At 38.2% G+C, this 20,961-nt stretch carries 10 protein-coding genes, 2 tRNA genes and 3 rRNA genes; 13 read left to right on the top strand and 2 right to left on the bottom strand.

What is annotated here, in order from left to right:
- The first annotated feature begins 9 nt into the window (after nt 1-9).
- Nucleotides 10-2,478: a DNA topoisomerase (ATP-hydrolyzing) subunit B gene (gene gyrB, locus AOY20_RS03935; protein WP_054580649.1), complete on the top strand. Its 2,469-nt coding sequence runs from the start codon at nt 10-12 to the stop codon at nt 2,476-2,478.
- Between the two features lie 197 nt (nt 2,479-2,675).
- Nucleotides 2,676-3,035 carry a hypothetical protein gene (locus tag AOY20_RS03930; RefSeq protein ID WP_054580648.1) on the top strand — a complete coding sequence of 120 codons (360 nt, stop codon included), beginning with the start codon at nt 2,676-2,678 and terminating at the stop codon, nt 3,033-3,035.
- Between the two features lie 73 nt (nt 3,036-3,108).
- Here the strand turns inward: AOY20_RS03930 and AOY20_RS03925 are convergent, their stop codons facing one another.
- Nucleotides 3,109-5,043 carry an ATP-binding cassette domain-containing protein gene (locus tag AOY20_RS03925; RefSeq protein WP_054580647.1) on the bottom strand — a complete coding sequence of 645 codons (1,935 nt, stop codon included), beginning with the start codon at nt 5,041-5,043 and terminating at the stop codon, nt 3,109-3,111.
- 232 nt (nt 5,044-5,275) lie between these two features.
- Here AOY20_RS03925 and erpA point away from each other — a divergent pair, with 232 nt between their 5' ends.
- Nucleotides 5,276-5,611, top strand: a complete 336-nt coding sequence (erpA, locus tag AOY20_RS03920) for an iron-sulfur cluster insertion protein ErpA (protein ID WP_054580646.1) — start codon at nt 5,276-5,278, stop codon at nt 5,609-5,611.
- A 273-nt stretch (nt 5,612-5,884) separates the two neighbouring features.
- Nucleotides 5,885-6,901 (top strand): alpha/beta fold hydrolase, encoded by a 1,017-nt coding sequence (locus tag AOY20_RS03915; protein WP_054580645.1) that lies wholly within the window; start codon nt 5,885-5,887, stop codon nt 6,899-6,901.
- A gap of 74 nt (nt 6,902-6,975) precedes the next feature.
- Here the strand turns inward: AOY20_RS03915 and AOY20_RS03910 are convergent, their stop codons facing one another.
- Nucleotides 6,976-8,103: an anhydro-N-acetylmuramic acid kinase gene (locus AOY20_RS03910; RefSeq protein ID WP_054580644.1), complete on the bottom strand. Its 1,128-nt coding sequence runs from the start codon at nt 8,101-8,103 to the stop codon at nt 6,976-6,978.
- An 81-nt stretch (nt 8,104-8,184) separates the two neighbouring features.
- Between AOY20_RS03910 and tyrS the strand changes: the two genes are divergently transcribed.
- The 9 genes from tyrS to AOY20_RS03865 all read left to right on the top strand — a co-directional run bounded on the left by tyrS (nt 8,185) and on the right by AOY20_RS03865 (nt 20,863).
- The gene (tyrS, locus tag AOY20_RS03905; protein WP_054580643.1) at nt 8,185-9,399 is read left to right on the top strand and encodes a tyrosine--tRNA ligase; all 1,215 of its coding nucleotides are present in this window, start codon (nt 8,185-8,187) and stop codon (nt 9,397-9,399) included.
- Between the two features lie 1,256 nt (nt 9,400-10,655).
- Nucleotides 10,656-12,193 (top strand): 16S ribosomal RNA (locus AOY20_RS03900).
- 61 nt (nt 12,194-12,254) lie between these two features.
- A tRNA-Ile gene (locus tag AOY20_RS03895) sits at nt 12,255-12,331 on the top strand.
- 37 nt (nt 12,332-12,368) lie between these two features.
- Nucleotides 12,369-12,444 (top strand) — tRNA-Ala (locus AOY20_RS03890).
- Between the two features lie 386 nt (nt 12,445-12,830).
- A 23S ribosomal RNA gene (locus tag AOY20_RS03885) occupies nt 12,831-15,722 on the top strand.
- A gap of 184 nt (nt 15,723-15,906) precedes the next feature.
- Nucleotides 15,907-16,021, top strand: a 5S ribosomal RNA gene (gene rrf / locus AOY20_RS03880).
- The 16S, 23S and 5S rRNA genes sit together here with 2 tRNA genes alongside, the layout of an rRNA operon.
- Nucleotides 16,022-16,437: 416 nt before the next feature.
- A complete protein-coding gene (locus AOY20_RS03875; protein WP_054580642.1) occupies nt 16,438-17,787 on the top strand; it encodes an aromatic acid/H+ symport family MFS transporter in 1,350 nt (449 codons plus the stop codon).
- Between the two features lie 228 nt (nt 17,788-18,015).
- The gene (locus AOY20_RS03870) at nt 18,016-19,296 is read left to right on the top strand and encodes a M20/M25/M40 family metallo-hydrolase (RefSeq protein ID WP_054580641.1); all 1,281 of its coding nucleotides are present in this window, start codon (nt 18,016-18,018) and stop codon (nt 19,294-19,296) included.
- A 280-nt stretch (nt 19,297-19,576) separates the two neighbouring features.
- Entirely contained in the window at nt 19,577-20,863 is a 1,287-nt protein-coding gene (locus tag AOY20_RS03865) for a glutamate carboxypeptidase (protein WP_054580640.1), read from the top strand.
- The last annotated feature ends 98 nt before the right edge of the window (nt 20,864-20,961 follow it).

The raw sequence follows: 20,961 nt of genomic DNA, 5'->3' as shown, positions 1-20,961 counted from the left end.
GGAGAAACCATGAGTTCAGAAGATCAATCTGCCTCTCAAACAGAACAAACCAATGAAAAGGCTTATGATTCCTCTAGCATCAAAGTATTACGTGGCCTAGATGCAGTTCGTAAACGCCCAGGGATGTATATTGGTGATACCGATGATGGTACAGGCCTACATCATATGGTGTTTGAGGTTGTAGATAACGCCATTGATGAAGCTTTAGCTGGCCACTGCGATGAAATTCTAGTGACCATTCATGAAGATGAGTCTGTGAGTGTTTCAGATAATGGCCGTGGTATTCCAACAGATATTCATCCTGAAGAAGGCGTATCTGCAGCAGAAGTAATTTTAACAATTTTACATGCTGGCGGTAAATTCGATGACAATAGTTATAAAGTGTCTGGTGGTTTACATGGTGTAGGTGTTTCAGTTGTAAATGCTTTATCTGAAAAACTTGAATTGACAATTCAGCGTGCTGGACACGTTCATCAACAAGAATATCGTCATGGTGATCCACAATACTCATTAAAAGTTGTGGGTGATACAACTACAACAGGTACGACTGTTCGTTTTTGGCCAAGTGCAGAAACATTTAGCCAAACGATTTTTAATGTCGATATTTTAGCGCGTCGTTTACGCGAATTATCGTTTTTAAATGCAGGTGTTCGAATTGTTCTTCGTGATGAGCGCGTGAACTTAGAGCATGTATTTGATTACGAAGGTGGCTTATCTGAGTTTGTTAAATATATAAACCAAGGTAAAACACATTTAAATGATATTTTTCATTTTACTACACAATCTGATAATGGCATTGGTGTTGAAGTTGCTTTGCAATGGAATGATACATATCAAGAAAATGTACGTTGTTTTACAAATAATATTCCACAAAAAGATGGTGGTTCTCATTTAGCAGGTTTCCGTGCGGCATTAACACGTGGTTTAAATAACTACATGGATAGCGAAAATATTCTGAAAAAAGAAAAGGTCGTTGTTTCTGGTGATGATGCTCGTGAAGGTTTAACTGCAATTGTTTCAGTAAAAGTACCTGATCCAAAATTCTCTTCGCAAACGAAAGAAAAATTGGTTTCAAGTGAAGTAAAACCTGCTGTTGAGCAAGCAATGAATAAAGCATTCTCTGAATATTTGTTAGAGAATCCTCAAGCTGCTAAATCAATTGCAGGAAAAATTATTGATGCAGCACGTGCGCGTGATGCAGCACGTAAAGCACGTGAAATGACACGTCGTAAAAGTGCACTTGATATTGCTGGTCTTCCAGGTAAATTGGCAGATTGCCAAGAAAAAGATCCAGCTTTATCTGAGTTATATTTAGTCGAAGGTGACTCTGCGGGCGGTTCTGCGAAGCAGGGACGTAACCGTAAAATGCAAGCAATTCTTCCGTTGAAAGGTAAAATCTTAAACGTGGAGCGTGCACGTTTTGATAAGATGATTTCTTCACAAGAAGTGGGCACACTGATTACTGCATTAGGTTGTGGTATTGGTCGTGAAGAATATAATCCAGATAAATTGCGTTATCATAAAATCATTATCATGACCGATGCGGACGTGGATGGTTCACATATTCGTACGTTATTGTTAACGTTCTTCTTCCGTCAAATGCCTGAGCTTGTAGAGCGTGGTTATATTTATATTGCACAGCCACCGTTGTATAAACTGAAAAAAGGTAAGCAAGAACAGTATATTAAAGATAATGATGCATTGGAAAGCTATTTAATTTCTAATGCAATTGATGAGCTTGAATTACATATTAGTGCAGATGCGCCAGCAATTCGTGGTGAAGCATTGGCTAATGTAATTGCAGATTATCAAACATCTCAAAAGAGTTTACAGCGTTTAACTCTACGTTATCCTGCAAGTCTTCTTGATGCTTTGTTAACTGTAGAAGCATTTAAGTTAGATCAAAATTATGATCAAGCCTATGTTCAAGAGTGGTCTGAAAAAGTACGTACTGCTGTTGAGAAATATCAACCAAGTTTACGTCCTGAGCTTACACTTGAAACATTTGAAAAAGAAGCAGCAGATGGTCAACGTGTAATGACGTATTTACCACGTATTACAATCTATGTTCATAATTTGCCACATAGCTATTTGTTGGATGCTACTTTATTAAGTTCTAGTGAATATGCACGATTACTTAAAAACTCTAAGAGTTGGTTTACCTTACTCGAAGAAGGTGCATATTTACAAAAAGGCGAACGTAAAATTTTAGTTTCAAGCTTCCATCAAGTTTGGCAAAATATTTTACAAGATTCACGTCGTGGCATGATGATCCAACGTTATAAAGGTTTGGGTGAAATGAATGCGGAACAACTTTGGGAAACGACTATGGATCCTGAAAACCGCAACATGTTACAAGTGACGATACAAGATGCTATTGAAGCAGATCGTATGTTCTCTTGCTTAATGGGGGATGATGTTGAACCACGTCGTGCCTTTATTGAAGAGAATGCCTTGAATGCAGATATTGATGCATAATATCTAAAAGTTCATGATAAAAAGCACCGATTACGGTGCTTTTTATTTGTAGGAACAAAAAGAATAAGAAAAAAGAATTTATATTTGACAGCTATTTAACCTGATTTTTTTAGAAAAACTCATACGTTTATAAAATTGACTTATTACTTTAATAAGATGATGATGAAATGATCTTATTTCATAAGAGTATGTTACAGATGGAGTTACTATTAGAACAAAGCCGTGACATTTGGGCGAATGCTTTTTTTACAGGTAATTATGATGTGCTTGCTCAATATGAACATGACAAATTTAAAGTCATTTATGAGCAAGAGGGGCGAGTTGAGAGTAACTATACTCGTTATGATCGAATTGCACATGCTGTAAAAAATGGGGTATGGAAACCACAAAATCCAGATGTCGAATTCGAAGAGTTTGAGTTTAATCGAGATGAAACTGAATGTCAGATTTTGATTGGCTTGGACAAAGATAAACGATTAATTCAAGAACATTGGATTTATGACAATGGTTGGAAGATTACAGAGTTAAGATTTTTGAAATCAAAAAATCATTTTTAATTACGTGTTATGGTCATAAAAAAAATCGCAAAGTTATGATCACTTTGCGATTTTTTAATTAGGTTTTAGATGGTTATTCGAAAGAGTTTTCTAACTCTTCAAGCTCCATCATAAGTTCAAGCATCTGTTCTTCAGCTTGTTCTAATTTACCTTTTAATTCAGTTTGTTCATTCATCAGTTTGAGTAAGTCATCTTTTCGACCAGCTTCATAAAGGCTTGTATCTCCCAATAAAGTTTCAATTTCAGCTAATCTTGGTTGAATTTTTGAAATTTCAGCTTCATTTTTTTCAATATTCTTACGAATAGGTCTACTGATTTCACGACGACGCGCTGCTTCTTTACGTTGTGCTTCTTTATCTGTTTTTGAAATAACAGATTTTACTTCAACTTGAGATTGAACAGGAGCAGCAGGTTTTTGTCCATTTTTGATCATGTCTGCACGTGCTTGACGTAACCAGTCCGCATAAGCGACTAAATCACCATCAAATTCTTTACACTGACCACCATGAACAAGTAGCAATTCATCACAAACGCTAGCAACCAATTGGCGTTCATGTGAAACCAAAACGACAGCGCCTTCAAAATCTTGTAATGCCATTGTTAAAGCATGACGCATATCTAAATCTAAATGGTTTGTTGGTTCATCTAGAATTAAGACATTTGGACGTTTCCAAACAATGAGTGCCAATGCCAAGCGAGCACGTTCACCGCCAGAGAAGCTTTCACTTGGAGTATCCATACGTTCGCCACTAAAACCAAAACTTCCTAAGAAAGATCGGAGAGTCGCTTCGCTGATTTTTTTATCTGCGATACGTGAGAGTTGCAACATTGGGCTAGCAGTGCCATCTAAAGCATCCATTTGGTGCTGAGCAAAATAGCCAATATTGAGTAACTCCGAGTCTTTACGGTGACCACGTAAGAGTTTTAAGTCACCTACCAAAGATTTGATTAATGTCGATTTACCAGCACCATTCATACCGAGTAAACCAATACGGCTACTTGGAGTAATTTGTAGATTTACATTGGTTACAATGAGTTTGTCACCATAGCCAATATCGGCATGTTCTAACTGAAGTAATGGTGAACTCATTTTGGTTGGTTCACGGAAGCTAAATGTAAAAGGTGTATCAACATGTGCTGCTGAAAGCTCTTGCATACGTTCAAGTTGTTTAATACGACTTTGTGCTTGTTTTGCTTTGGTTGCTTGTGCTTTAAAACGATCAATATATTTTTGTAAATGTGCTCGTGTTTCTAATTGCTTTTCATAGGCTTGTTGTTGTTGAGCTAAACGTTCACTACGAGTACGTTCAAAGGTAGAGTAATTACCTGTGTAAAGTATAAGTTCTTGATTTTCAATATGTAAAATATGATCCGTAATTGCATCTAAGAAATCACGATCATGTGAAATTAAAACTAATGTTCCTTCATAAGCTTTAAGCCAATCTTCTAACCAAAGAATTGCATCTAAATCTAAATGGTTTGTAGGTTCATCAAGAAGAAGCAAGTCTGATCGGCTCATTAGAGTTCGTGCTAGATTTAAGCGCATACGCCATCCACCAGAAAAACTAGAAACATCAAGTTGTGATTGGTGTTCAAAGAAACCTAGACCAGCCATGAGTTGAGAAGCTTTTGAAGAAGCTGAATAACCATTAATTTCATCAAAACGACCATATAAATGAGCTAATTCTTCATTGCTGAGATTTTCAGGATGTTCTAATTTGTGTTGAATGTCCCAGTATTCATTATCTCCAGATAATACAAAATCAATGGCTTTCATATCTAAGGCTTTAATTTCTTGCGCCATATGGGCAACCGTCCAAACAGAAGGACGAGTGAGTGAACCACCATCTGATTCCATTCCACCCAATAAAGCAGAAAATAATGTTGATTTACCTGCGCCATTTACGCCAGTTAAGCCAATTTTCCATCCTGGATGTAGCTGCATGGATGCTTTTTGAAATAAAACACGTCCACCGCGACGTATAGAAAGTTGATCTAACTGAATCATTGAATTATCAAAACTAAGCCAAAAGATGCACCATTCTAAATGATATAAGGCATAAAACAAAAATATGGATTAGATTTCTTTTTGAGATAAATTTAGAGCGTATTTTTAAAATCTTATTAAATTAGTCTGATTAAACTTTAATTCGGAATTAATGTCCTTATATTGATTATGTTATACTGCAAATCTAGTCTTAATATTGATAAGACACTATTTTAGTACCGAGGAATCCTACATGACTGACCAAGCTCTTGTGCTAACCGACAACGCTGCCAATAAAGTACGCCAATTGCGTGACAGTGAAGGGAACCAAGACCTTATGCTCCGTGTTTACGTGACAGGTGGCGGTTGTTCTGGTTTTTCTTATGGTTTTAATTTTGCTGAAAGCCAAAATGAAGATGATGCTGAATTTTTAAATGGTGATGTCAAAATGCTAGTTGACTCATTAAGCTATCAATATTTAGTGGGTTCAGTAGTTGATTATTTAGAAGGATTGGAAGGCTCTCGTTTTGTAGTGCAAAATCCAAATGCGACAACAACATGTGGTTGTGGTTCATCTTTCTCAATTTAATATTGAATGAATTCTGTTTTTCTATACTGAAAAGCAAAAAAAGCCCTCAAAAATTGAGGGCTTTTTTTTGTATTTTTTTATTAAAAATTCTGTGCGTTTTATGCTGACTAAGCTTAAATGATTTGTAGTAAAAATAATGAAAATTTAAAAATTCTGAATACTAATAAGTTAAATAGCGATCTAAAGAGAAAGAATAGTAAGAATTTCAGCATAAAAATTAAAAGGAGGACTGGATACTCAAACCAATGTTTTTTAACTTTATTGGAGACAATGATGTCTGAAGATTATGAAATTTATCAAATCAATAATTTTACATTACAGCATGGTGCAACATTAAAAGAAGCAAAAATTGCCTATAAAACGTATGGTCAATTAAATAAGGATAAAACAAATGCCATTGTCTATCCAACGTGGTATTCGGGACGTCATTGGGAAAATGAGTGGCTCATTGGAAGGGATAAAGCGCTAGATCCTGAGCGTTATTTTATTATTGTTCCGAATATGTTGGGTAATGGACTTTCATCATCTCCTTCAAATACACCAGAACCTTATAATGCATCACATTTTCCTAATGTTACCGTTTACGATCAGGTACGGGCACAACATGAACTGGTAACAAAGCATTTTGGAATAGAAACATTAGTTGCAGTTATTGGCTGGTCAATGGGTGCAGGGCAAAGTTTCCAATGGGCAGTTAGTTATCCTGAGATGGTACAAAGAATTTTACCATTTTGTGGTTCAGCCCGTACAAGTGAACACAATATTGTGTTTTTAGAGGCTGTGAAAGCCGCAATTACAACCGATGCTGCTTTTTTACAAGGAGATTATCAAACACAACCTACAAAAGGTTTACGAGCTGCTGCACGTGTATATGCAGGTTGGGGATTTAGTCAGGCATTTTATTGGGAACAGCTCTATAAAAAGTTAGGTTATGCAAGTTTGGAAGATTTTTTAGTTGGTTTTTGGGAAGGTTTTTTTCTTGATGATCGAGATGCGAATAATTTACTTACGATGCTGTGGACATGGCAGCATGGTAATGTAGGTAATACACCAGGTTTTAATGGTGATCATGAAGCAGCTTTATCTTCAATAAAAGCAAAGGCAATTGTGATGCCAGCAGAGCGTGATTTATATTTTCCAGTGGATGATGAAAAATATGAAGTGTCGTTTATGCAAGATGCAGAACTAAGAGTAATACCTGGTGTATGGGGGCATTTTGCAGGGGCAGGTATGAATGAAGAAGATACAGCATTTATAGATGCTGCATTACGTGAGTTATTAGCACGATAAGAAAATGATGATAATTATTAATACATAACTACAGCATGATTTTGAACAAATCATGCTGTTTATATTTGAGTAACTTAAACAGCAGTAATCGTACCTAAAATTCTATATGCCTGTGCACCTGTAACAGCGGGTAAATTTCCACTTAACTGGTTTATAAAACGCATTGCAAGCCAAGCAAAAGCAGTTGCTTCTACCCATGTTGGGCTTAAACCTAAATCTGCTGTGGTTTGAACAGTCCATTCATGTTTACGTAAACGCCAGCGTAACTGTTCAAGTAAATGTGAGTTATATGCACCACCACCACATACATAAACTTCACCAGTTTCCATACCTGAGCGATAAATTGCTTTTTTAATCGCACGTGTGGTGAGTTTCATTAATGTTGCTTGTACATTTTCAGGGGTGTCTTCAAGTTCATCGTATTCTAAGCTACTACGCCAATCGGCAATTTGTTCATCTAACCAATCTAAATTAAAGTCTTCTCGACCAGTACTTTTTGGTGGTTCTTTAGAGAAAAAATCATGTGCTTGTAAACGATCTAAAAGGCTACGAATAGGTGTGCCATAAGCAGCCCAGTTACCATTTTCATCATATGGTTGTCCTGTATAACGATGACACCATCCATCCATAAGAATATTGGCAGGACCTGTATCAAAGCCTGAAACTTGGTCAGGTTTTCCTGCTGGTAATAAACTTACATTGGCAATACCACCTAAATTAAGAATAACGCGGTGGATATTTTCATGTTGAAAAATATCTTGATGAAATGCTGGAACAAGAGGAGCACCTTGACCACCAGCAGCCATATCACGACGACGAAAATCTGAAATAACAGGAATTTGGGTTATTTCAGTGATAATGTTTGGATCACCTATTTGTAAGGTAAATTCATATTCTGGTCTATGTCTAATTGTCTGACCATGTGAACCAATGGCTTTAATTTTTGATCGATCTAAATTATTGTCTTTTATAAGTGTATTTATGCCGTGTCCAATCATTTTTGCTAGAGCAACATCTGCTTTTCCCATACGATCAATTTCATTATCGTCAGGTAAGGTCAGTGCCATAAGTTCAGCTCTTAAATCAGGATCAAAGTCTAAAGATAAGGTGGCATGAAGCTGTAATGGATCAAAAGAAGCAGCAACAATGTCGACACCATCCATACTTGTGCCAGTCATTACTCCAATATAGATCGCTGTCATGATTATTCTTACGCCTGCAATATGCTGAAAAAGTGTTAGTATATCTCACAAATTAAGTAACTGATGTATTCGGATTTTGTGATGTCGAATTTCCTACCAGCTGAAGAACAACTTGCCCTCATTCAACGAGGCACACATGAAATTATTTCTGAAGAAGATCTTCTGAAGAAATTAAAAGAAAATCGTCCATTAAAAATTAAAGCGGGTTTTGATCCAACTGCACCAGATTTGCATTTAGGACATACAGTTTTAATTAATAAACTTAAAGTGTTCCAAGATTTAGGACATGAAGTTTATTTCTTAATTGGTGATTATACTGCAATGATTGGTGATCCGACTGGTAAAAGTGCTACCCGTCCACCATTGTCTCGTGAACAAGTGTTAGAAAATGCGAAGACTTATCAAGAACAAGTATTTAAAATTCTTGATCCAAATAAAACTAAAGTTGTTTTTAACTCTGAATGGTTTGCACAAAAAACTGCTGCTGATTTAATTCAACTTGCTTCACAGCAAACAGTTGCACGTATGTTAGAGCGTGATGACTTTACAAAACGTTATAATAATCATCAACCTATTGCGATTCATGAATTTTTATATCCATTGGTGCAAGGTTATGACTCTGTGGCATTACAAGCAGATGTAGAACTTGGCGGAACGGATCAAACTTTTAACTTGTTGATGGGACGTACATTACAAGGTCGTTACGATCAAGAAGCACAAGTATGTATTACTGTGCCTATTCTTGAAGGTTTAGACGGTGTAAATAAAATGTCTAAATCTTTAGGTAACTATATTGGTGTATTTGATGCTCCTGGTGCAATGTATCAGAAAGTACTTTCAATGCCAGATTCACTTCTTGAACGCTATTTCGATTTACTTAGCTTTAAAACAATTGAAGAAATTCAAGTGTTGTTAAAAGAAGTTGCTGAAGGTCGTAATCCACAAGAAGTGAAAAAGATTCTTGCTTTAGAGTTAGTAGAACGTTTCCACGGAAGTGATGCTGCTGCTAATGCACATAAAGGTGCAGGTAATATTATTACCGAAGGTGAACTCCCAGAGGGAACACCTGAGGTAACAATTTCACGTGCAGAATTTGGCGGTGAAATGTTTATTGCTTCTATTGTGCGCGCAGCAGATTTAACAAAAAATGCAGCACAGGCAAAAGATGCAGTTGCACGTGGCGCTGTTAAAGTAGATTGGAACGTTGTAGATGCCTCTTATTCTGTAAAAGAGAATAAGACTATTATTGTACAAGCTGGTAAAAAAGCTATTGCTAAAGTTACATTTGTAGATTGATTGTTTTCTCAATATAAAAGTTAACTTTGAAAGTAAAAATAAAAGCAGACTAAGGTCTGCTTTTATTTTATGAAGTTCTTATATCTATATTTTAAATAAGCAAATTCAAAAAAACCTTATAAAAAAGGCACTTAAATTTACCTAAAGGTATTGCATTTTTAGATTGATGTGGATTAAGCTTAGGGCATCTGGAGACACTAATTTGTGCATATCTAGAGGGTAAAAAACTAAAAATAAACAGCGTTGAAATAAATGCTTTAATGTTTAGCTAAATAACAATTATAACGAGATATTGGATCTTTATAGATTCAACTAGAAGGAAGAGATTTTGGGAGAGATCTCTTTCTTTTTTTATTTAAAGTTAAGCGATTAAATCCTAATTTAAAGCCTTTGTTTAAAAAAATACCTGTAATACAAATGCTTACACTTAAATATAAGATGGAAATTAAAAAAATAGCAATAATTATAGAGATAAAAAGGTCAAGGTTATAAAACAATGTAGCGTTATGACACCCATCTCATGCAAGATGATCAAATAAATTAAATTTTACAATGCTTATTTTATTCTACTTTTATAGATGAAAATACATTAAAGACGACTATACAAATATTAAGAGAGTTGGACTTAGCTTCTACATATTTACTTTTTGCCTTAATAAAAGAAAAATTACCTAAAAGAGCTAAATTATTTTTTGCTGGGGAGAGTTTTGACGGTAAAGAAGAAATGATTTATGAAGTCATACAAACTTTATATGTAAAAAATAGCTATAACATCTAATTAAAAAGAGGAAAATCTAAAAATAAATACTTTTATGAGTGACAAATAAAGTGTCTTCTAAAAAATAATTTAAATGTTTTTAAAAAAATTATCGTTAAAATGTCTAAAAAATATCTAAAAAAGACCTTTTTTATGTATTTTTGGTGAAAAATAAAACACCCGTGAAGATTTTGTGAAAATAAGGGTTGCAAAGGTTTTAAAATCCTCTAGAATGCACCCCATACCGACGAGATACACGGTGATGAACGAAGCGGATCGCTGAGTTATCAAGTGTTTTGAGTCCAGCTTCTAGCATTGACGAGATGTTAGAAAGATCATTAAGAGATTATGAAGAACAACTTGTGTGGATTTTTACTAGTTGATCAATCGAATATATTTTCATTGATTGAATGGTAGAAATTACTCGAAGTTTATTTGAGAAATATTTGTCAGAAAATTGATGAGCCAAGATTGGTAGCCATAAGCTACTACTGATTTTAAACTGAAGAGTTTGATCATGGCTCAGATTGAACGCTGGCGGCAGGCTTAACACATGCAAGTCGAGCGGGGGAAGGTAGCTTGCTACTGGACCTAGCGGCGGACGGGTGAGTAATGCTTAGGAATCTGCCTATTAGTGGGGGACAACGTTTCGAAAGGGACGCTAATACCGCATACGCCCTACGGGGGAAAGCAGGGGATCTTCGGACCTTGCGCTAATAGATGAGCCTAAGTCGGATTAGCTAGTTGGTGGGGTAAAGGCCTACCAAGGCGACGATCTGTAGCGGGTCTGAGAGGATGATCCGCCACACTGGGACTGAGACACGGCCCAGACTCCTACGGGAGGCAGCAGTGGGGAATATTGGACAATGGGCGCAAGCCTGATCCAGCCATGCCGCGTGTGTGAAGAAGGCCTTTTGGTTGTAAAGCACTTTAAGCGAGGAGGAGGCTACTTGGATTAATACTCTGAGATAGTGGACGTTACTCGCAGAATAAGCACCGGCTAACTCTGTGCCAGCAGCCGCGGTAATACAGAGGGTGCAAGCGTTAATCGGATTTACTGGGCGTAAAGCGTGCGTAGGTGGCCAATTAAGTCAAATGTGAAATCCCTGAGCTTAACTTAGGAATTGCATTCGATACTGGTTGGCTAGAGTATGGGAGAGGATGGTAGAATTCCAGGTGTAGCGGTGAAATGCGTAGAGATCTGGAGGAATACCGATGGCGAAGGCAGCCATCTGGCCTAATACTGACACTGAGGTACGAAAGCATGGGGAGCAAACAGGATTAGATACCCTGGTAGTCCATGCCGTAAACGATGTCTACTAGCCGTTGGGGCCTTTGAGGCTTTAGTGGCGCAGCTAACGCGATAAGTAGACCGCCTGGGGAGTACGGTCGCAAGACTAAAACTCAAATGAATTGACGGGGGCCCGCACAAGCGGTGGAGCATGTGGTTTAATTCGATGCAACGCGAAGAACCTTACCTGGTCTTGACATACAGAGAACTTTCCAGAGATGGATTGGTGCCTTCGGGAACTCTGATACAGGTGCTGCATGGCTGTCGTCAGCTCGTGTCGTGAGATGTTGGGTTAAGTCCCGCAACGAGCGCAACCCTTTTCCTTATTTGCCAGCGGGTTATGCCGGGAACTTTAAGGATACTGCCAGTGACAAACTGGAGGAAGGCGGGGACGACGTCAAGTCATCATGGCCCTTACGACCAGGGCTACACACGTGCTACAATGGTCGGTACAAAGGGTTGCTACCTCGCGAGAGGATGCTAATCTCAAAAAGCCGATCGTAGTCCGGATTGGAGTCTGCAACTCGACTCCATGAAGTCGGAATCGCTAGTAATCGCGGATCAGAATGCCGCGGTGAATACGTTCCCGGGCCTTGTACACACCGCCCGTCACACCATGGGAGTTTGTTGCACCAGAAGTAGGTAGTCTAACCGCAAGGAGGACGCTTACCACGGTGTGGCCGATGACTGGGGTGAAGTCGTAACAAGGTAGCCGTAGGGGAACCTGCGGCTGGATCACCTCCTTAACGAAAGATTGACGATTGGTAAGAATCCACAACAAGTTGTTCTTCATTATGATGTATCTGAGGGTCTGTAGCTCAGTTGGTTAGAGCACACGCTTGATAAGCGTGGGGTCACAAGTTCAAGTCTTGTCAGACCCACCATGACTTAGAAAGGTACATTGAATCTAAATGATAAGCTGGGGACTTAGCTTAGTTGGTAGAGCGCCTGCTTTGCACGCAGGAGGTCAGGAGTTCGACTCTCCTAGTCTCCACCATGTATTTGAATGAATACATAGTAAGCAAACAGTTGGATAGCTTATAGAGCTTAGTGATAAGGTGGCGTATAATGCGCGGCATTGTTATTAATCTCTGTGATTTATCACAGTTGACTGCGATCTGACGAAGACGTAGTGAATCATTAACAGAATATATTTGAGTTGAAATAATTTGTTCATACTCGTTAAAAGGAAGACTAAAGAAGTAATTCTGAAGTTGACTGATTAAATGAGTTACTAGCGAAATTAACTGAATCAAGCGTTTTGGTATATGAATCTAATTGAAGCTGTACTGTAGTTAAATCTACAAAACTCTAACTGTGGCGATTAAGTTCGCAACGCAACATTTTCACTTGTAGGAAATGGGCGACTGTTTGGGGTTGTATAGTCAAGTAATTAAGTGCATGTGGTGGATGCCTTGGCAGTCAGAGGCGATGAAAGACGTAATAGCCTGCGATAAGCTCCGGGGAGGCGGCAAATATCCTTTGATCCGGAGATTTCTGAATGGGGAAACCCACCTAGTATAAGCTAGGTATCGTAACATGAATACATAGTGTTACGAGGCGAACGAGGGGAAGTGAAACATCTCAGTACCCTTAGGAAAAGAAATCAATTGAGATTCCCTCAGTAGCGGCGAGCGAACGGGGAACAGCCCATTAAGTTATGTGTGTTTTAGTGGAATGCTCTGGGAAGTGCAACCATAGTAGGTGATAGTCCTGTACACGAAAGGGCACACATAATGATGTCGAGTAGGGCGAGGCACGTGAAACCTTGTCTGAATATGGGGGGACCATCCTCCAAGGCTAAATACTCCTGACTGACCGATAGTGAACCAGTACCGTGAGGGAAAGGCGAAAAGAACCCCTGTGAGGGGAGTGAAATAGATCCTGAAACCGCATGCATACAAGCAGTGGGAGCCGACTTGTTCGGTGACTGCGTACCTTTTGTATAATGGGTCAGCGACTTATATTCAGTAGCAAGGTTAACCGCATAGGGGAGCCGTAGGGAAACCGAGTCTTAATAGGGCGTTTAGTTGCTGGGTATAGACCCGAAACCAGGTGATCTATCCATGAGCAGGTTGAAGGTTGGGTAACACTAACTGGAGGACCGAACCCACTGTCGTTGAAAAGCCAGGGGATGACTTGTGGATAGGGGTGAAAGGCTAATCAAACTTGGTGATAGCTGGTTCTCCCCGAAAGCTATTTAGGTAGCGCCTCGGACGAATACCATTGGGGGTAGAGCACTGTTTCGGCTAGGGGGTCATCCCGACTTACCAAACCGATGCAAACTCCGAATACCAATGAGTACTATCCGGGAGACAGACTGCGGGTGCTAACGTCCGTAGTCAAGAGGAAAACAATCCAGACCGCCAGCTAAGGCCCCAAAATTATAGTTAAGTGGGAAACGATGTGGGAAGGCATAGACAGCTAGGAGGTTGGCTTAGAAGCAGCCACCCTTTAAAGAAAGCGTAATAGCTCACTAGTCGAGTCGGCCTGCGCGGAAGATGTAACGGGGCTAAAACTATATGCCGAAGCTGCGGATTTGCAATTTATTGCAAGTGGTAGGGGAGCGTTCTGTAAGCCGATGAAGGTGGATTGAGAAGTCTGCTGGAGGTATCAGAAGTGCGAATGCTGACGTGAGTAACGACAAAACGGGTGAAAAACCCGTTCGCTGAAAGACCAAGGGTTCCAGTCCAACGTTAATCGGGGCTGGGTGAGTCGACCCCTAAGGCGAGGCCGAGAGGCGTAGTCGATGGGAAATTGGTTAATATTCCAATACTTCAGTATAATGCGATGAGAGGACGGAGAAGGTTAAGTCAGCCTGGCGTTGGTTGTCCAGGTGGAAGGTTGTAGGCATGTATCTTAGGCAAATCCGGGGTACTCTATGCTGAGAACTGATAGCAAGCTAGTTTACTAGCGAAGTGGCTGATACCATGCTTCCAGGAAAAGTCTCTAAGCTTCAGTTATACTGGAATCGTACCCTAAACCGACACAGGTGGTCAGGTCGAGTAGACCAAAGCGCTTGAGAGAACTCTGCTGAAGGAACTAGGCAAAATGGTACCGTAACTTCGGGAGAAGGTACGCTGTTGTTGGTGATAGGACTTGCTCCTTGAGCTGATGACAGCCTCAGAAACCAGGCCGCTGCAACTGTTTATTAAAAACATAGCACTCTGCAAACACGAAAGTGGACGTATAGGGTGTGATGCCTGCCCGGTGCTGGAAGGTTAATTGATGGGGTTAGCGTAAGCGAAGCTCTTGATCGAAGCCCCAGTAAACGGCGGCCGTAACTATAACGGTCCTAAGGTAGCGAAATTCCTTGTCGGGTAAGTTCCGACCTGCACGAATGGCATAATGATGGCGGCGCTGTCTCCAGCAGAGGCTCAGTGAAATCGAATTCGCCGTGAAGATGCGGTGTACCCGCGGCTAGACGGAAAGACCCCGTGAACCTTTACTGCAGCTTGACATTGAACTTTGATCTTACTTGTGTAGGATAGGTGGGAGGCTTTGAAACCGAGACGCTAGTTTCGGTGGAGCCAATCTTGAAATACCACCCTGGTAATATTGAGGTTCTAACTCTGCTCCATTATCTGGAGCGAGGACCATGTCTGGTGGGTAGTTTGACTGGGGCGGTCTCCTCCTAAAGAGTAACGGAGGAGTACGAAGGTGCGCTCAGCGTGGTCGGAAATCACGCGTAGAGTATAAAGGCAAAAGCGCGCTTAACTGCGAGACCCACAAGTCGAGCAGGTACGAAAGTAGGTCTTAGTGATCCGGTGGTTCTGTATGGAAGGGCCATCGCTCAACGGATAAAAGGTACTCTGGGGATAACAGGCTGATACCGCCCAAGAGTTCATATCGACGGCGGTGTTTGGCACCTCGATGTCGGCTCATCTCATCCTGGGGCTGAAGCAGGTCCCAAGGGTATGGCTGTTCGCCATTTAAAGAGGTACGCGAGCTGGGTTTAGAACGTCGTGAGACAGTTCGGTCCCTATCTACCGTGGGCGCTGGAAATTTGAGAGGATCTGCTCCTAGTACGAGAGGACCAGAGTGGACGAACCTCTGGTGTACCGGTTGTGACGCCAGTCGCATCGCCGGGTAGCTATGTTCGGAAGGGATAACCGCTGAAAGCATCTAAGCGGGAAGCCTACCTCAAGATAAGATTTCCCTAGGACTATATGTCCTCTAAAGAGCCGTTGAAGACTACGACGTTGATAGGTTGGATGTGGAAGCATAGCGATATGTGAAGCTGACCAATACTAATTGCTCGTGAGGCTTGACTATACAACACCCAAACAGTTGTTGTATCAAGCATCAATTGATTCACAAATAATCAAAGAAACTTGATTTAGTTCTAAAGCTAGATACAATGAACACCTTAAATTAACTCAGATATACCTGTTAATAACTCATTTGAAGAAAGCTAGGCATCTAAGTAAGACCATAGCAAGTAATCATAAACAGTTGTGCTGGCGACAATAGCAAGAGTGAACCACCTGATCCCTTCCCGAACTCAGAAGTGAAACCTCTTAGCGCTGATGGTAGTGTGGGGTTACCCATGTGAGAGTAAGTCATCGCCAGCTCATTAATTCTAAAACACCCCCTTCAAAGAAGGGGGTGTTTTTTTATGTGAAAAAATAAATGAAAGAAATTTAAGGAATAAGAAAGGCATTAATATGTAAATTATTAATCTTTTATGTCTTTATCAATATTTTATAAATATTATTTTTTTAATAATACAAAAAATTAACTTTAATTTTAATCAATCTACCTATTTGCAGATTGATATTCCATCTTTTTCCATATTTTAATTTTATATTATTTGATCATTAAATCTAATAATTAGACTAATGTTGAATTCTTATAGTGCTATAAATTATGTGAATATTATATTTTATTACTTTAGTAAATGGCTTCAGTTTTGTTTTTAAAATCATAACTCTAAACTGAAGGGCGCTAGTTAAAGTGCAATGTAATTTAGACTCACAGGAGGTGAGGAGTGACAGATCAAGCAGTGAATGTCAATGATGTTATTGATCACGCGAAATTTACACCATTTCATTTTAACGTAGTGGCATGGTGTTTACTTGTCATTCTTTTTGATGGTTATGATTTAGCGATTAATGGGGTTGTTTTACCTTTATTAATGAACGATTGGGGATTAACAGCAGTTCAAGCTGGAATGTTAGCAAGTACAGCATTGGCTGGTATGATGTTTGGTGCCATGATTTTTGGTTCTTTAGCAGATAAAATTGGGCGAAAAAAAGTCATAATGATTTGTATTGTACTTTTTAGTGGTCTTACATTTGCTGGAGGATTTGCTTCGAATCCTACTGAATTTGGTATTTTACGATTTTTAGCTGGGCTTGGAATTGGTGGAGTAATGCCGAATTTAGTTGCATTAACTTCTGAATATGCTCCAAAAAAAATGCGTAGTACTTTAGTCACAACGATGTTTAGTGGTTATGCTGTTGGTGGCGTAATGGCTGCATTGCTCGGCTCATGGTTTACACCAAGTTTTGGTTGGGAAATTATGTTTTTCATCGCTGGGATTCCTTTATTTTTACTCCCTGTAATTTGGAAATTTTTACCAGAATCTTTAACTTTTATTGTTAAGCAAAATAAGCAAGAAGAAGCACGTAAAATTGTACGTCGTTTAGCTCCGCAAGTAGATGTACAGTCTTCAACTATTTTTGAATTACATCAAGTTGATGTACCTGAGTCAGCTTCTGTTGCAAGTTTATTTAAGCGTGGTCGTGCAATGAATACACTGCTATTTTGGTTAGCATTTTTCTCATGTTTACTGACGATGTATGCTTTAAGTAGCTGGCTTCCAAAATTAATGATGGCAGCAGGTTATTCAATGGATAACAGCTTAATGTTCATGATGGTCATGAATATTGGAGCAATTGTTGGGATTGTGGGAGGCGGTATTTTAGCTGACCGTTTCCATCTAAAACCTGTATTGATGTGCTTAGGAATTATGGGTGCGATTGTGATGAGTCTAATGGGCTTACAATCAAATCAATTCATTCTATATATTTTAGTGTTTTTAGCAGGTGCAGCATCTATTGGTTCACAGATGTTACTTTATAGCTATGTTGCTCAATACTATCCATTGGCTGTACGTTCTACAGGTATTGGATGGTCATCTGCCATTGGTCGTATGGGGGCAATTGTTGGACCTATTTTAATTGGTGCACTATTGGGTATGTCTTTACCATCATATTTAAATTTTATTGCAGTTGGTTTACCTGTCTTGATCACAGCGCTTGCTGTTGCTTTGATTTATCATCATGATGAATCAGAACCAGTAAATGTAAATGAGCTAAAAGAAGCTAAAGTGTAATGTAGATTTTAAGTGCTCTTATTTAAAGGGCACTTAAAATATCTAATTTATTGAAAATTTAAATAAATTTATTATTATTTTTCTAAAAAATAAGATCAAAGATATATTTAAAAAATTCTATTTCATCATACTTTTTTATTATTGTATGAAATTAAAACAAATTGATGTAAAAATATTCAGATCAGGCGACTGATACTTAAAAATAAAGAACGAGTAAGGATATAGGAAATGAATTTATCTTCTTTTGTGGCTCATCAAAAATTTTTATTTGGTTTAGCTATAGCTACAACCATTTCAACTTCAGTTTTTGCTGTGACCAATGAACAATTAAAAACGGTTGTGGAGGGACAACAACAATCGTATTTAAAAACATTAGAACAGCTTGTTAATATTGAATCAGGCAGTAAAGATTTAGATGGTTTAAACAAAATTGCAAACCTAATTGCCGAGCAGTTAAAAGCTACAGGCGCAGAAGTGAGTATTATACCAAGTACTGACATTTATCGGATGGATGATACACCTGAAGAGATTGGTCCAGTTGTAAAGGCTGTGCTTAAAGGGAAAGGTAAGAGTAAGATTATGCTCATTGCACATATGGATACTGTGTATCAAAAAGGGCAGTTAAAGGATCAGCCTTTTAAAATTGAAGATAATAGAGCATATGGACTTGGAATTAGTGATGATAAACAAGGTGTTGCTGCAATTATTTATACTTTAGATACATTAAAAAAATTAAATTATAAAGATTTTGGAACCATTACAGTTTTGATTAACTCTGATGAAGAAATTAGTTCCCCTGGTTCACGTAAATTAATTACTGAAACAGCGAAAGATCAAGATGTTGTACTTTCATTTGAAGGAGGTGGAACAGATGGGAGCCTACGTTTAGCGACGAGTGGAATTGGTGCAGCATATTTAGATATTAAAGGAAAATCATCGCATGCAGGAGTGAAACCTGAAGATGGTGTGAATGCTCTAACTGAGCTATCTCATCAAATTGGTCAGATGCAAGATTTATCAAATCCAGCAACAGGACTCAAATTAAATTGGACTGTAGCAACGGCAGGAAAAACTAGAAATGTTATTCCTGATACTGCAACTGCACAAGCAGATGTTCGAGCACTTAAAGTTGAAGATTTTGATCAGATAGAAAAGGCTTTAGATGAACGTGTTAAAAATAAAAAGCTTGCTGATAGTCAAGTGAATGTTAAATTTGAAGTAAGACGCCCACCATTGGTTGCAAATGAAAAAGCTCAAAAACTTGCACAAAGTGCTCAAGAGATTTACAAAAATGAGCTTAATTTACCTATGAATGTTCTAAGTACAGCAACAGGAGGTGGTACCGATGCTGCATTTGCAGGTATGCGTTCAAAAGCAGCAGTAATTGAAGGAATGGGACTTTCTGGTGGCGGAGCTCATTCTACAAATGCAGAATATATTTTTATTGATACGATTGTTCCTCGCTTATATTTATCAACACGTTTAATCATGGATTCATCTAAAAAATAAGCCTTACATGCCGATGATCATTAATAAGAGATCTATTCAGAATTGAATAGATCTTTTTTATTTTATTAAAATAAACCGTAACTAAAAATTTCAAAATTTCTGAAAATAATCAGGATATGAAAATAAGGATATGAAAACTGTAGATTTATAATCATTATTTAAAATAAATTCTGATAAGAATGATGACTTGAGTTTCTTGTTTTAATATGTGAAATTGATATCAATATTTTTTAAAAAATATGCTTGAATCAAATAATATAAAGGAATAGGACTCTAAAATATGGTAATTTTTAATCAATTAACTTCAAAAAAACATGCATTTTTAGGTTTGGTTTTGGCAAGTCTTGCTTCAACTTCATTTGCAATTACACCTAAACAAGTAAAAACGGTTGTAGAAGCACAACAAGAAAGTTATCTCAGTACTCTAAAGGATTTGGTACATATAGAGTCTGGAAGTAAAGATATAGAAGGTTTAGATCAAATTGCAAAGTTAATTGCTGAACGTTTAAAAGCAACTGGTGCCGATGTAAATATTATTCAAAATAAAGATATTTACCCAATGAACGATGCACCTGAACAAGTTGGACCTGCAATTAAAGCAACTATAAAAGGAAAAGGCAAAGGCAACATTATGCTGTTAGCACATATGGATACCGTATATCCACGTGGCTTATTAAAAGATCAACCCTTTAGAGTTGATGGAAATAGAGCATATGGTTTAGGCATTACAGATGACAAGCAAGGAATTGCATTAATTATTCATACGCTTGAAACGTTAAAGACACTAAATTATCAAGATTTTGGAACGATTACAGTTTTAATTAACTCAGATGAGGAGATTAGCTCACCTGGTTCACGTAAATTAATTACGGAAACGGCTAAAGGACAAGATGTTGTACTGTCTTTTGAAACTGATGGTGAAGCTAAAGATGGCAGTTTACGTTTAGCAACGAGTGGAATTGGTGCTGCATATTTAACGGTACAAGGAAAATCATCGCATGCGGGTATGAACCCTGAAGGGGGAGTGAATGCATTAACTGAGCTATCTCATCAAATTTTGCAAATGAAAGATTTATCTAAACCAGAAACTGGCTTAAAAATGAATTGGACGATTGCAAATGCAGGTAAAACACGAAATGTAATTCCTGATTCAGCTGTTGCTCAAGCTGATGTACGTGCTTTAAAACAAGCAGATTTTAACTATATAGATAAAACATTACATGAAAAAATTAAGAATAAACTATTAGAAGATAGCCAAATTGATGTGAAATTTGAAGTACGTCGTCCACCTTTAGAAGTATCTGAAAAGGCAATTAAATTAGCATCAACAGCGCAAAATATTTATAAAAATGAGTTAAATCTGCCTTTGACTATTTTAACAACCCCAATGGGGGGTGGTACAGATGCTGCTTTTGCTGGACTTGAATCTCAAGCTGCAATTATTGAGGGAATGGGATTAACAGGTACAGGAGCACATTCGGTTAATGCGGAATATGTATTTATTGATAGCATTGTACCGCGTTTATATTTAACAACGCGTTTAATCATGGAAACCGCAAAAAAATAGTGAATTAACAATTAAATTTTTAAAGGAAATATGAGCTTCATATTTCCTTTTTTGATTTAAATAAATATTTTTACTAAATATGTCTGCTGTATCATTTA

The sequence above is a fragment of the Acinetobacter equi genome (assembly GCF_001307195.1).
GTDB classification, from domain to species: domain Bacteria; phylum Pseudomonadota; class Gammaproteobacteria; order Pseudomonadales; family Moraxellaceae; genus Acinetobacter; species Acinetobacter equi.
Note: the sequence above shows the minus strand (reverse complement) of the source record. Positions and strands in the feature narration are given on the sequence as shown.